Source organism: Duganella levis, assembly GCF_009857605.1.
Classification (GTDB): domain Bacteria; phylum Pseudomonadota; class Gammaproteobacteria; order Burkholderiales; family Burkholderiaceae_D; genus Rugamonas; species Rugamonas levis.
In genome coordinates this window covers 58,186-71,176 of the sequence record NZ_WWCT01000008.1, presented here as the reverse complement: position 1 = coordinate 71,176, position 12,991 = coordinate 58,186, and the positions used below count along the sequence as shown (strand labels likewise).

General features: G+C 61.7%; 15 protein-coding genes. All 15 read right to left on the bottom strand.

Annotation, left to right across the window (positions count from 1 at the left end; genetic code table 11):
* Positions 1-9 precede the first annotated feature (9 nt).
* Entirely contained in the window at positions 10-1,104 is a 1,095-nt protein-coding gene (gene hisC / locus GTP69_RS12150; protein WP_161055148.1) for a histidinol-phosphate transaminase, read from the bottom strand.
* A 13-nt stretch (positions 1,105-1,117) separates the two neighbouring features.
* Entirely contained in the window at positions 1,118-1,930 is an 813-nt protein-coding gene (locus GTP69_RS12145; protein ID WP_161055147.1) for a DNA-methyltransferase, read from the bottom strand.
* Positions 1,930-3,237 (bottom strand): histidinol dehydrogenase, encoded by a 1,308-nt coding sequence (gene hisD / locus GTP69_RS12140; protein ID WP_202424394.1) that lies wholly within the window; start codon positions 3,235-3,237, stop codon positions 1,930-1,932. The genes GTP69_RS12145 and hisD overlap by 1 nt, the downstream gene beginning before the upstream one ends.
* A 5-nt stretch (positions 3,238-3,242) precedes the next feature.
* Positions 3,243-3,908, bottom strand: a complete 666-nt coding sequence (gene hisG / locus GTP69_RS12135; protein WP_161055145.1) for an ATP phosphoribosyltransferase — start codon at positions 3,906-3,908, stop codon at positions 3,243-3,245.
* 5 nt (positions 3,909-3,913) lie between these two features.
* Complete coding sequence (murA, locus tag GTP69_RS12130; RefSeq protein WP_161055144.1) at positions 3,914-5,164, bottom strand: UDP-N-acetylglucosamine 1-carboxyvinyltransferase; 1,251 nt, start codon at positions 5,162-5,164, stop codon at positions 3,914-3,916.
* A gap of 2 nt (positions 5,165-5,166) precedes the next feature.
* Positions 5,167-5,403 carry a BolA family protein gene (locus tag GTP69_RS12125; RefSeq protein WP_110845890.1) on the bottom strand — a complete coding sequence of 79 codons (237 nt, stop codon included), beginning with the start codon at positions 5,401-5,403 and terminating at the stop codon, positions 5,167-5,169.
* 16 nt (positions 5,404-5,419) lie between these two features.
* A complete protein-coding gene (locus GTP69_RS12120) occupies positions 5,420-6,187 on the bottom strand; it encodes an ABC transporter permease (RefSeq protein ID WP_161055143.1) in 768 nt (255 codons plus the stop codon).
* Positions 6,184-7,098, bottom strand: a complete 915-nt coding sequence (locus tag GTP69_RS12115; RefSeq protein WP_110845892.1) for an ABC transporter ATP-binding protein — start codon at positions 7,096-7,098, stop codon at positions 6,184-6,186. The genes GTP69_RS12120 and GTP69_RS12115 overlap by 4 nt, the downstream gene beginning before the upstream one ends.
* A 158-nt stretch (positions 7,099-7,256) precedes the next feature.
* Positions 7,257-7,679 carry an STAS domain-containing protein gene (locus tag GTP69_RS12110; RefSeq protein ID WP_161055142.1) on the bottom strand — a complete coding sequence of 141 codons (423 nt, stop codon included), beginning with the start codon at positions 7,677-7,679 and terminating at the stop codon, positions 7,257-7,259.
* Positions 7,680-7,688: 9 nt separating this feature from the next.
* Entirely contained in the window at positions 7,689-8,330 is a 642-nt protein-coding gene (locus GTP69_RS12105) for an MlaC/ttg2D family ABC transporter substrate-binding protein (protein ID WP_161055141.1), read from the bottom strand.
* A 29-nt stretch (positions 8,331-8,359) separates the two neighbouring features.
* Positions 8,360-9,166, bottom strand: a complete 807-nt coding sequence (locus GTP69_RS12100; protein WP_161055140.1) for an MlaA family lipoprotein — start codon at positions 9,164-9,166, stop codon at positions 8,360-8,362.
* Positions 9,166-9,636: an outer membrane lipid asymmetry maintenance protein MlaD gene (gene mlaD, locus GTP69_RS12095; protein WP_161043076.1), complete on the bottom strand. Its 471-nt coding sequence runs from the start codon at positions 9,634-9,636 to the stop codon at positions 9,166-9,168. Before mlaD ends, GTP69_RS12100 begins: the two co-directional genes overlap by 1 nt.
* Before the next feature lie 24 nt (positions 9,637-9,660).
* Positions 9,661-10,446, bottom strand: a complete 786-nt coding sequence (mlaE, locus tag GTP69_RS12090) for a lipid asymmetry maintenance ABC transporter permease subunit MlaE (RefSeq protein ID WP_110845897.1) — start codon at positions 10,444-10,446, stop codon at positions 9,661-9,663.
* Entirely contained in the window at positions 10,443-11,246 is an 804-nt protein-coding gene (locus tag GTP69_RS12085) for an ABC transporter ATP-binding protein (protein WP_110845898.1), read from the bottom strand. The genes mlaE and GTP69_RS12085 overlap by 4 nt, the downstream gene beginning before the upstream one ends.
* A gap of 256 nt (positions 11,247-11,502) precedes the next feature.
* Entirely contained in the window at positions 11,503-12,966 is a 1,464-nt protein-coding gene (locus GTP69_RS12080) for a glutamate synthase subunit beta (protein ID WP_161055139.1), read from the bottom strand.
* Positions 12,967-12,991: the final 25 nt, after the last annotated feature.

Below are 12,991 nucleotides of genomic sequence, written 5' to 3'. Positions count from 1 at the left end.
GCGATGGTGTCAGGCTGCCTGCGATGCGGCGAAGGCATCGAGGAAGGTGGAATTTTCTTCCGGGGTGCTCACGGTGATCCGTAAACAATTGGTCAGCACACTGTGCATTTTACTCACATTTTTGACTAATACCTTGCGGGACAGCAGTTTCGCGTAGGCATCGTCGGAATTGGGCACGCGAATCAAGATAAAATTCGCCGCCGACGGAAAAACCTCCACGCCGGGCAGACGGGCCAATGCAGCCGTCAGATCGGCGCGTGCGGCGCGCAAATTGGCGGCCTGCTGGTTCAGCACATCCACGTGGTCGAGCGCGAATTCAGCCGCAACCTGGGTCAGCACGTTGATGTTGTAAGGAGGCCGCACTTTGTCGAATTCCGCCAGCAATTGCGGCGCCGCCGACAGATAGCCGAGGCGGATGCCGGCCAGGCCCAGCTTCGAGACCGTGCGCATCACCACCAGGTTGTTAAATTCCGGCAGGCGGTGCATAAAGGTCTGCTGCGCGAACGGCTCGTAGGCTTCATCCACCACGGCCAGGCCGAAACCGTCCAATGCCTTGATGATGGCGACGATGTCGTCTTCGGCGAACAGGTTGCCGGTCGGGTTGTTCGGGTAGGACAGGAACACCAGCGACGGCTTGTGCTGTTCGATCGCCGCCAGCATCGCCGGCAGGTCCAGCGTCAGGTCGGCCTTCAGCGGCACGCCGACGTAATCCATGCCGGCGAATTGCGCCGAGCGCTGGTACATGACGAACGACGGCGTCGGCGCCAGCACGGTGCTGCGGCGGTCCTGCGTGGCGCAGGCCATGCACAGAATGGAGATCAGTTCATCCGAGCCGTTGCCGAGGATGACGTCATAGCCGGCCGGCACGCCCAGCTTGTCGACAATGCGCTGCTTGACCGTGCTGTAGGAAGCTACCGGGTAGCGGTTCAGCGCCACGTCGGCCAGGCGCTTGGCCAGGTCGTCGCGCAGATGATGCGGCAGCTGGTAAGGGTTCTCCATCGCATCCAGCTTGATAAAGCCACTCGCATCGGCAACGTGGTAGCCGGCTGCGGCGCGCACGTCTGAGCGGATGGTGCTGTTAATCAGGGTGTCGATGGCGGACATCTTACTTGGGCTCCTATGAATTGACGGTACTTCGGGGTTTCTTGGGTTTCTTCGGCGGCGGCGCCGGCACTTCGGGCATCGCCAGACGCTCGGCGATAATCGCGCAGTAATCCGGATTCAGCTCGAAGCCGACGAAATGTCGGCCGGTGCGCTTGGCTGCTATCGCCGTGGTGCCGCTGCCCATGAACAGGTCCAGCACCACGCCGTCCGGCGGGCACGAAGCCTTGACCATGCGCTCGATAATCTCCAGCGGCTTTTGGGTCGGATGGTCGGCGCGCTCCGGATGCTCGCGGTGCAGGCGCGACACGCTCCACAAATCCTTCGGGTTGTAGCCCACTTCCAGCCACTTGGCGCCGATGAAGATGGAGCGCGAGCGCGCCTTCTTGGTGGCGGCGTCGTACGGAATGCGCACCGCGTCCAGGTCGAAGTAGTAGTCCTTGCGGCCGACGAAGAAGCCGATGGTGTCATGCACCGACGAGTAACTGCGCACGCTGCCGCCCATCGACGGCACACGGCGGTCCCAGATAATTTCGTTCATCATCGTCATGCGCTTTTTCAGCATGACGAAAATCTCCGGCGAAAAACGCCAGGTCAGGAAGATGTACAAGCTGCCGTTGGGCTTCAGCTTGGGCAGGGCGGCATCGATCCACTGCTCGGTCCAGCGCAGGTATTCGTCCACCGTTTGCTGGTCCGATGCATTGCCGTAGTCCTTGCCGAGGTTATACGGCGGGTCGGTCAGTATCAGATCGATGGAACCATCCGGGATGCGTGCCAAACCGGCCAACGCATCCTCACAGAAAACCTGATTGATCCACGTATCTGTCATTACTTGATACGCAGTTCCGCGCTGCGGGCGTGCGCCTGCAGGCCTTCGCCGTACGCCAGTTCGGCCGCGACCTTGCCCAGCGTTTGCGCGCCGGCTTCGCTCACATAAATGATCGACGAGCGTTTCTGGAAATCGTACACGCCCAGCGGCGACGAGAAGCGCGCGGTGCGCGACGTCGGCAGCACGTGGTTAGGACCGCAGCAGTAGTCGCCCAGCGACTCGGACGAGAAGCGGCCGAGGAACATGGCGCCGGCGTGACGGATCTTGTCGGCCCATTGCTGCGGCTCGACGGCGGAGATTTCCAGGTGCTCGGCGGCGATGCTGTTGGCGATGGCGCAGGCTTCGTCCATGTCGCGCACTTTGATCAGCGCGCCGCGGTCGCCCAGCGAGGTGCGGATTACTTCCTGGCGTGGCATCTGTGGAAGTAGCTTTTCTATGCTGGCTTCCACCTTGGCGATGTAGTCGGCGTCTGGGCACAGCAGGATGGCTTGCGCCAGCTCGTCGTGCTCCGCTTGCGAGAACAGGTCCATCGCGACCCAGTCAGGATCGGTAGTGCCGTCAGCAACAATCAGGATTTCCGACGGGCCGGCGATCATGTCGATGCCGACCACGCCGAACACGCGGCGCTTGGCCGAGGCCACGTAGGCATTGCCAGGGCCGACGATCTTGTCGACGGCCTGGATGGTTTCGGTGCCATGCGCCAGCGCGGCGACGGCTTGCGCGCCGCCGATAGTGATCACGCGGGTGACGCCGGCAATCGCGGCGGCGGCCAGCACCATCTGGTTCTTCACGCCGTCCGGCGTTGGCACCACCATGATGATTTCTTCGACGCCGGCGACGTGCGCCGGAATCGCGTTCATCAGCACCGACGATGGGTAAGCGGCTTTACCGCCCGGGACGTAGATGCCGACGCGGTCCAGCGGCGTGACGCGCTGGCCCAGCACCGTGCCATCCGGCTCGGTGTAGGTGAAGCCGTTCAGTTCCTGCTTCTGGCGTTCGTGGAACACGCGCACGCGGTGCGCGGCGACTTCCAGTGCCTTGCGCTGCGCGTCCGGAATCGCGGCCAATGCGGCCTGCATTTCTTCCTGCGAGATTTCCAGCGCCGCTATGCTGGTGGCGCCGCCGTTCGGAATGCGGTCGAAGCGGTTGGTGTATTCGAGGACGGCGGCATCGCCGCGCTGTTTGACGTCCGCCAGAATGCCGGAGACGGCGTTCTCGATGGCGTCGTCGGTGCTGGCTTCAAACGCCAGCAGCGTGTCCAGACGCTGCTTGAAATCGGCCTGGCTGGAATCGAGCTTGGTAATCATGGCGTTCACTTTTTGGAAGCGCGTTCAAACGCTTCGAGAATAGGTTGCAGACGCTCGCGTTTCATCTTCAGCGCGGCCTGGTTGACGATCAGGCGCGACGAAATATCCATGATGGCCTCGACCTCTTTCAGGTCGTTGGCGCGCAGCGTATTGCCGGTGCTGACCACGTCGACGATGGCGTCCGACAGGCCGACCAGCGGCGCCAGCTCCATCGAGCCATACAGCTTGATCAGATCGACGTGCACACCCTTCTTGGCGAAGTGCGCGCGCGCCGTCTCGACGAACTTGGTGGCCACGCGCAGGCGCGCACCCTGACGCACCGCGGTCTCGTAATCGAAACCGTTGCGGACCGCGACCGACATGCGGCACTCGGCGATGTGCAGGTCGATCGGCTGGTACAGGCCTTCGCCGCCGTGCTCCAGCAGCACATCCTTGCCGGCCACGCCGAAGTCCGCTGCGCCATGCTGCACATAGGTCGGCACATCGGTGGCGCGCACGATCAGCACGCGCACGTTCGGGTCATTGGTCGGCAGGATCAGCTTGCGCGAAGTCTCCGGATTCTCGGTGACGGTGATGCCGGCTGCTTCCAGCAACGGCAGGGTGTCCTCGAAAATACGGCCCTTCGACAGCGCAAGGATCAGCTGCTGGGAGTCGGCTTGGAATGCACTCATGATGATTATTTGATTCGCTGGATGTTGGCGCCTACGGCGGAGAGTTTGACTTCCATCTGATCGTAGCCACGGTCCAGGTGATAGATGCGGTCGATCAGCGTTTCACCGCGCGCGGCCAGGCCGGCGATCACCAGCGAAGCGGAGGCACGCAGGTCGGTCGCCATCACAGGCGCGCCAACCAGCTGTTCCACGCCTTTGATAAAGGCGGTGTTGCCATCGGTTTCAATTTGCGCGCCCAGGCGGTTCATCTCCTGGACGTGCATGAAGCGGTTTTCAAAAATGGTTTCCGTCACGCGGCTGGCGCCTTCGGCGATGGTGTTCACCGCCATGAACTGCGCCTGCATGTCGGTCGGGAAGCCAGGGTATTCGGTGGTGCGGAAAGTGACGGCGGTCGGACGCTTGTCCATCTGCGCGCGGATCCAGTTGTCGCCGATGGTCAGTTGCAGGCCGATCTCGCGCAGCTTGTCCAGCGCCGCATCCATGATGTCGACGCGGGTGTTGCGGATGGTGATGTCGCCACCGGTGGCGGCTACGGCGCACAGGAAGGTCGCCGCTTCGATGCGGTCGGAGACCACCGTGTGCTTGGCGCCATGCAGCTCGGCCACGCCCTGGATCACCAGGCGGTTGGTGCCGATGCCTTCGATCTTCGCGCCCATGGACACCAGCAGGTGCGCCAGGTCGGTCACTTCCGGTTCGCAGGCGGCGTTTTCCAGCACGGTCTCGCCTTCGGCCAGGGTCGCCGCCATCAGCAGGTTCTCGGTGCCGGTGACGGTGATCATGTCGGTGACGATGCGCGCGCCTTTCAGCTTGGCGCACTTGGCGTAGATGTAGCCGCCTTCAATGGTGATGTCGGCGCCCATCGCCTGCAGACCCTTGATGTGCTGGTCGACCGGACGCGAACCGATGTTGCAGCCTCCCGGCAGCGAGACCTTGGCTTCGCCGAAGCGCGCCAGCAGTGGCCCCAGCACCAGGATCGAGGCGCGCATGGTTTTCACCATTTCATACGGCGCTTCCAGCTTGGTGATGGCGCTGCCGTTGAGCGTGACCTTGTCGTTGTCCTGCGTGACTTTCAGGCCGGTTTCGCCCAGCAGCTTGAGGATGGTGGCAACGTCGTGCAGGTGCGGCACATTGGACAGTTCCAGATCGCCGGCGGTCAGCAGGCCCGCGCACAGGATAGGCAGGGCGGCGTTCTTCGCGCCCGAAATGGTGATGTCGCCTTGCAGGCGGTTACCGCCTTGAATCAGAAGCTTGTCCATGCTTATCCTTGGTATTCTTCAGGGGTGAGGGTTTTCATCGACAGCGCGTGGATTTCTTCGCGCATGCGGTCACCCAGTGCGGCGTACACCAGCTGGTGGCGCTGGATCGGGCGCTTGCCGGCAAATGCCGGCGAGACGATCACCGCCTGGAAGTGCTGGCCGTCGCCTTCCACTTGAAGGTGGGTGCATTCGAGACCGGCCGAGATATAGCCGTGGATGAGTTCTGGAGTAGTAGGCATGATAAGTCCTTGAATTTTAGTGGCGCAGGCGGTAACCGCTGCGCAGCAAACGAATCGCCAGGAACGACAGCACCACCAGGAAGGCCGAAACAATGGCCAGGCTCACCAGCGGGCTGACGTCGGACTGGCCGAAGAAACCGTAACGGAAGCCGTCGATCATGTAGAAGAACGGATTCAGATGCGACACCGCCTGCCATACCGGCGGCAGCGAGTGGATCGAGTAGAACACGCCGGCCAGGAAGGTCAGCGGCACGATCAGGAAGTTCTGGAACGCCGCCAGCTGGTCGAACTTTTCAGCCCAGACGCCGGCGATCAGCCCCATGGTGCCGAGGATGGCGGCGCCCAGCAGGGCAAACGCCAGGATCCACAGCGGCGCCGCGAACGACAGGTGGGCAAACCAGGCGGTCACCAGGAACACGCCCAGGCCCACCATGATGCCGCGCACCATGGCGGCGATCACGTAGGCCGAGAAGATCTCCCAGTGCGACAAAGGCGTCAGCAGCACGAACACCAGGTTGCCGGTGATCTTGGACTGGATCAGCGACGACGAGGCGTTGGCGAAGGCGTTCTGCAGCACGCTCATCATCACCAGGCCCGGAATCAGGAACGAGGTGTAGTTGACGTCCTGGTACACCGTGACGCGGCCTTCCAGCACATGGCCGAAGATCATCAGGTACAGCATGGCGGTCAGGATCGGCGCGGCAATGGTTTGCGTGGCGACTTTCCAGAAACGCAGGATCTCCTTGAAGACCAGCGTACGGAATCCGGCGGAGAGGAAGTTCATACGGTACCTTTGTCCATGATCTGCAAGAAGATATCTTCCAGATCCGCTTGTTGCAGTTGCATGTCGTCGATGATGGCGCCCGATTCGCGCAGGCGCGCCAGGATTTGCTCGACTTCCGCATATTCATTGATGCGCAGGCTGTACTTCTTGCCGTGCTCCGACGCTTCCGGATGCGTGATCAGGTGGCGCAAATCGTCCGGCAGGTCGCCGTGCTTCATGTTGACGATCAGCTGCGAGCCGGAGATGCGGCGGATCAGCGAGGCCATGCTGTCCAGCGCCACCACCTGCCCCAGCTTGAGCATGGCGACGCGCTTGCACATGGCCTGCGCTTCTTCCAGGTAGTGAGTGGTCAGCACCACGGTGTGGCCTTCGCGATTCAGGCGCGAGATGAACTTCCACAGCGTCTGGCGCAGCTCGACGTCGACACCGGCGGTCGGCTCATCGAGCACGATCACCGGCGGCTTGTGCACCAGCGCCTGCGCCACCAGCACGCGGCGCTTCATGCCGCCGGACAGCGCGCGCATATTGGTGTCGGCCTTGTTGGTCAGGTTGAGGTTGTGCATCACCTCGTCGATCCAGGCGTCGTTGTTTTTCAGGCCAAAGTAGCCCGATTGCAAACGCAGCGTCTCGCGCACGGTGAAGAACGGGTCGAACACCAGTTCCTGCGGCACCACGCCCAGCTTCTTGCGCGCTTCGCGGAAATCGCTGACCACGTCGTGGCCGTGGATCTTGACCGAGCCGGCGTCTGGCCGGATCAAGCCGGCGATGATGGAAATCAGGGTGGTCTTGCCGGCGCCATTCGGCCCCAGCAGGCCGAAGAATTCGCCCTCTTCGATGCTGAGGGACACGCCGCCCAGTGCCTGGAGCGACTTGTAGCGCTTCTCGACATTGCTAATTTGGATCGCTGTCATGCTTGACTTATCAATAAGGTTGCGGCGGCCGATGCGGCGCGCGCGAAGATGCTGCGGACGCCACAGCGCTGCGACTGTGGCAACGTTCAATTATAGGGGAAATTCAATCGGTCCGAGCCGGACCGGGGTTTACTGCAGGCGGCGGGGTGGGGCGGAGGTCAATGGGGATGGTGGTTGGCCGAGTCGGCGGCCACGGCGGTCTTCTTGGCGAAGACCGTCTCCGGCGCCTTCACAGGCGCAAATTCATCGTGCGCCGGATTGCGCGCCAGGTTCGGGTCCTGCTCCAGCGGCACATCCGTTGGGAACAGCAGCGAGCACACGCCGTACAGCTTGGTCAGGCTTTGCAGCGCCGGCGGCAGGTTTTTCAGTTCCAGCTTGATGCCGGCGTCGTGCGCGGCGCGCTGCCAGGCCAGCATCACCGACACCGACACCGAATCCACCGTCAACACATGGCGCAGGTCGAACGCGGTCTGGCCAGCCTTGATGGCGGCATAGCCACGCTGCAACGCCGCGGAGGCGTTGAGCACGGTCAGGGACGTGAGCGATTGCAGGTTGTCGATGGGGTCGGTAACGGCGTTCATGGCGTCAGCTTATTTTTTTGGTGCAGCAGTGTTGAGGGGCTTGGCGGCCAGCGACTTGTTCTTGTCGGTCAGCGCCTTGATCAGGCCGTCGATGCCACCCTTCGAGATTTCCGACGCGAAGGTGCCTTTGTAGGTCTCGACCAGCCACGCGCCCAGCACGTTGATGTCGTAGATCTTCCAGCCGTTCGGGCCTTTGGCCACGCGGTAGTTCAGCGGAATCGGTTCGCCACGGGCCTGGTTGACCTGCGAGCGCACTTCGACGTCGGTATCGGTCGGGTCAGCGCGCAGCGGCTTGAACTCGACGGTCTGGTCTTTTACCTGCGACAGTGCGCCGGAATAGGTGAACACCAGCAGCTGGCGGAACTGCTCGGTCAGCGCCTTCTGCTGGTCCGGGGTGGCGTCACGCCAGAAACGGCCCGAGGCCAGTGCGGTCATGCGCTGGAAGTCGACGTACGGCAGGATCTTGGTTTCCACCAGGTCGATGACTTTTTTGGTGTCGCCTGCCTGGATGGCCTTGTCGCTCTTGGCGGTGTTGAGCACGTCCGAGCTGATGCGCTTGACCAGCGCGTCCGGCGCTTCGTCGGCAGCGTGGGCGGCGTTGAACGCCAGTGCGACAGTGGCCAAAGCGATAAATTGTTTAATAAATTTCATTGTTTATGCCTTATGAGTGGTTCTTCAGGTCACTGGCTGTCAGGTTTTGCAGCCGGTGTGCCGGAGTTTAACTCTTTTGCCGCCGGTTCGGATGACACGGGGGCAGAAGTTTCAGCAGTATCATCTTTTTCCACTTTACGTGGCGCATAGTCGGCGTCCGGGTGAATCTGGCTCTCGCGGCGCTGCAGATAACCGTCGCGCAGGAACTCATAGCGGTCCAGCGAAGCGGCTTCCAGCAGGGTCGAAGCGTCCAGCAGGCCGGCGCGGGTATCGACCACGCGCAGCACGGTGCCGATATTGCGCACATTGGTCGGGTCCTTGTAGCGCCAGATGTCGCCGGAGATATCCACCGGCAGCGCCACCGTGTCACGCACGGTGGACGGGCCCAGCAGCGGCAGCACCAGGTACGGGCCGGAATTCACGCCCCACACGCCCAGCGTCTGGCCGAAGTCTTCCTTGTGCTTCGGCAAGCCCGCTTCCGAGGCGATGTCGAACAGGCCGAGGATACCGAGCGTCGAGTTCAGCGCGAAGCGGGTGACGTCGGTCATGCCGTCTTCGCCTTTGCCTTGCAGGAATTGATTGATGGCGGTCCAGGCATCGCCCAGATTGCCGAAGAAGTTGCCCACGCCGGTCTGCACAAAACTCGGGGTGACGTTTTTATAGCCCGTGGCCACCGGTTTCAGCGCATATTCATCAACTTTATCGTTGAAATTGAACATGGCGCGGTTGTAGCCCTCGTACGGGTCACGCGGATTCGGGCCGGCGCAACCGGCCAGCAGCACGGTGACGCCCAGCGCCAGCGCAACCTGGCGGAATTGTTTTACGGTACGGCTCATTATTTGCTGTCCTTTCCTTCGGCGGCTTTGCTGTAGATAAACTGATTAATCAGGTCTTCCAGCACGGTCGCCGATTGGGTCCGGGCGATTTTATCGCCGGCCACCAGATTGTTAGTATCGCCACCAGCATCAATGCCGACGTATTGTTCACCCAGCAGGCCGGCCGTCAGAATCTTGGCCGAGCTATCCTTAGGGAACTTGTAATTCTCTTCCATATTCAAGGTTACCAGCGCCTGATAGCTCTTGTCATCAAACTTGATCTCTCCCACACGGCCGACCACCACACCGGCGGCCTTGACCGCTGCTTGCGGACGCAGGCTGCCGATGTTGTCGAATTTGGCGCTGATGGCGTAAGTTTTGCCCCAGGACAGCGAACTGGTATTGCCGGCCTTGAGCGCCAGGAACATCAATGCGGCCACGCCGATGACGATGAACAGACCGACCCAGACATCCAGAGATTTACGTTGCATAATTATTCCTCAGTTCTAATCTTTTTATTTGCTAAACATCAGCGCCGTCATCATGAAGTCCAGCCACCAGATCATCAGCGACGAGATCACGACGGTGCGGGTGGTGGCGCGCGCCACATCTTCCGGCGTCGGCTGCGCTTCGTAGCCCTGGTACAGGGCGATGAAGGTGATCGCCACGCCAAACACCACGCTCTTGGCAAAGCCGTTAATAATATCTTTCCAGAAGTCGACCCCACCCTGCATCTGCGACCAGAAGGCGCCGTCGTCGACGCCGATCAGCTGCACGCCGACCAGCCAGCCGCCCAATACGCCCACGGCGCTGAACATCGACGCCAGCAGCGGCACCGACAGCGCGCCGGCCCAGAAGCGCGGCGCCAGCACGCGCTGGATCGGGTTGACGGCCATCATTTCCATGGCGGACAGTTGCTCGCCGGCCTTCATCAGGCCGATTTCGGCGGTCAGCGAGGTGCCGGCGCGGCCGGCAAACAGCAGCGCGGTGATGACCGGGCCCAGTTCGCGGGTCAGGCCCAGCGCCACCAGCAGGCCCAGCGATTGCTCGGCGCCGTATTTATTCAGCGTGTAATAACCCTGCAGGCCCAGCACCATGCCAACGAACAGGCCGGACAGGGTGATGATCAGCACCGAATAATTGCCGATGAAATGCAGCTGCTCGATCACCAGTCCCGGCCGGCGCAACAGGCCGGGCGACACGCCCAGCATATTGGCGAAGGTACGGAAACCATAGCCGATGCTTTCCACATAGTCGCGCAGCGGCGCGCCCAGGCGGGACAACCAATTCTTTACACTCATACATGCACTCCCAGGCCCAGATCGTCGGCCAGGGACTTGCCTGGATAGTGGAACGGCACCGGGCCGTCGGCTTCTGCGTTGACGAACTGCTTCACATACGGATCGGTGGACACGCTCATTTCAGCCGGCGTGCCATGCGCAACAATTTTGCCCTGCGACAGGAAATACACATAGTCGGCAATGGCAAAGCTTTCCTTGACGTCGTGCGACACCAGGATGGTGGTCGAGCCCAGCGCCGTGTTCAGGTTACGGATCAGGTTGGCGGTGACGCCCATCGAGATCGGATCCAGGCCGGCGAACGGCTCGTCATACATAATCAGTTCCGGGTCCAGCGCGATGGAACGCGCCAGCGCCACGCGGCGCGCCATACCGCCGGAGATTTCGCCCGGTTTCAGCTTGGCGGCGTTGCGCAGGCCCACGGCTTGCAACTTCATCAACACCAGGTTGCGGATCAGCTCTTCCGGCAGGTCGGTATGCTCGCGCAGCGGGAAGGCGACGTTCTCGAACACGGTGAGGTCGGTAAACAGCGCACCGTGCTGGAACAGCATGCCCATCTTGCGGCGCAACAGGTACAAGCCGGCGGTATTCAGCTTGTGCACCACCTGGCCCTGCACCTTGACCTGGCCGCGCTGCGGGCGCAACTGGCCGCCGATCAGGCGCAACACGGTGGTCTTGCCACTGCCGGAGCCGCCCATGATCGCAACCACCTTCCCGCGCGGGAAGTCCATGTTCAAGCCCGTCAGGATCGCGCGCTTGCCATAGGAAAAGTGTAAATCACGGATTTCGACTAGATTTGGCACGACTGAACTCATTTTTTGGAATGGCCGTATTGTAGTGCAGAAACGTCAATCTCTGCTGAGGGCCCCTCCGGAGCGGGGCAAAAAGTCGGATAACAATACAGATAATACAACACTACTGAACCCAAAGTCAGCAATTTACACCGGGAACGAAATGTTACATTCAGTACAGTGCCGCATAAAAAAACCGGACACGGTCGGGGATCGCCCGTCCGTATCCGGCAGAGAATCAGGCCGAGCCTGATTACCGCGTCAGGGATTACCGCGGCAACTCGGAACTGCCCATCAGGAACTCGTCGACCGCGCGCGCGCACTGGCGGCCTTCGCGGATCGCCCACACCACCAGCGACTGGCCACGGCGCATGTCGCCGGCGGCAAATACTTTGGCTGCGGAAGTTTTGTAGCAGCCATCACCATCGGTGGTGGCCTTGGCGTTGCCGCGTGCATCTTTGTCCACTGCGAACGCATCCAGGATGGTGGCGACCGGCGAGACGAAGCCCATGGCCAGGAACACCAGGTCGGCTTTCATTTCGAATTCCGAGTTCGGTACTTCCACCATCTTGCCGTCTTTCCACTCGACACGGCAGGCGATCAGCTTCTCGACCTTGCCGCCCTTGCCTTCCAGGCGCTTGGTGGCCACAGCCCAGTCGCGCTCGCAACCTTCTTCGTGCGACGACGAGGTGCGCAGCTTGGTTGGCCAGTACGGCCAGACCAGCGACTTGTTCTCTTGCTCCGGCGGCATCGGCATCAGTTCAAACTGGGTGACCGAGGCGGCGCCGTGACGGTTGGAGGTGCCGACGCAGTCGGAACCGGTATCGCCGCCGCCGATCACCACCACATGCTTGCCGGTGGCCTTGATCTGGTCTTTCACCTTGTCGCCGGCGTTGACCTTGTTTTGCTGCGGCAGGAAGTCCATGGCGAAATGCACGCCTTTCAGCTCGCGGCCCGGCACCGGCAGGTCGCGCGGCGATTCGGAACCGCCGGCCAGCACCACGGCGTCGAAGTCTTTTTGCAGGTCTTCCGGGAAGATGGTTTCCTTGGCCCAGTTATTGACGTTGGCCGGGAAGTCCTTGCCGATCAGCACGCTGGTGCGGAAGGTCACGCCTTCGGCTTCCATCTGCTTGACGCGGCGGTCGATGTGCGACTTTTCCATCTTGAAGTCTGGAATGCCGTAGCGCAGCAGGCCTCCGACGCGGTCTGCTTTTTCAAACACGGTGACGGCGTGGCCGGCGCGCGCCAGCTGCTGGGCAGCGGCCAGGCCGGCAGGACCGGAACCGACCACGGCGACTTTCTTGCCGGTCTGCTTGCTTGGCGGCTGGGGCACGACCCAGCCGTGTTCCCAGCCTTCGTCGATGATCTTGTGCTCGATCGACTTGATGCCGACCGGATCTTCGCTGATGCCCAGGGTACAGGCCGATTCGCACGGCGCCGGGCAGATGCGGCCGGTGAATTCCGGGAAGTTGTTGGTCGAGTGCAGCGTGTCCAGCGCTTCGCGGTAGTTGCCGCGATACACCAGGTCGTTCCAGTCCGGGATGATGTTGTTGACCGGGCAGCCGTTGTTGCAGAACGGGATGCCGCAGTCCATGCAGCGCGCGCCCTGTACCTTGGCTTGCTCATTGGTCAGCGGAATGACGAACTCCGCGTAGTTTTTCAGGCGCGTTGCTGGCGGCAGATAGCTTTCTTCCTGACGCTGGAATTCCATGAAGCCGGTGATTTTACCCACGATATTTTTCCTTCGTAATCTTGTG